Source organism: Sulfuriflexus sp. (genome assembly GCF_032250955.1).
In the GTDB taxonomy this organism is placed as follows: Bacteria; Pseudomonadota; Gammaproteobacteria; order AKS1; family AKS1; genus Sulfuriflexus.
The window spans coordinates 1-501 of record NZ_JAVVES010000154.1; the positions used below are offsets into that span (position 1 = coordinate 1).

General features: G+C 63.7%; 1 protein-coding gene. It reads left to right on the top strand.

Going from position 1 to position 501, the window contains the following annotated elements; translation table 11 throughout:
• Positions 1-501: hypothetical protein (locus RQ738_RS13680; protein ID WP_314165877.1), on the top strand; the 501-nt coding region annotated here is incomplete at both ends.

Genomic DNA, 501 nt, shown 5'->3' on the forward strand with positions numbered 1-501 from the left:
GGCGCCTGGCAGGATGTCCTCGCGTCCCTGCAAAACTTGAGTTTCGACGACATCATCGCCATTTTGCGCCAGGTGGTCGGTGTACTGCAAAACCTCGAGGGGACCGCCGAGGTGTTCGACTTCAAGATCCCGGTCATCGATCGCAGCATCGGCGACCTGGTCGACCTCTCCGGCGATTTCCTCAAGTTCGTGCAGGATCTCAGTGCCGACCCGGCCGGTTCCCTGCAAGCTCTTGAAGTCCGTCTGCGCACCCTGCTCGGCCTGCCGGCCAGCGGCCCGGCGATCCTCTCCATCGATACCGCCGAGGGGACCCTCTACTTCGACTTCGGCTTTGCCTCCGAGGTCACTACCACCCGGCCGTTCAACCTCGACCTGGCCGATCTCAACCTGGGGATTTTCTCGCAACTGGTCGGCTTGAGCGCCTCCGGCAATCTCGGTGTGCAGGCCGGTATCGAGCTGGCCCTGAAACTCGGCCTCGACCTGCTCGGCGACGACCGCGGG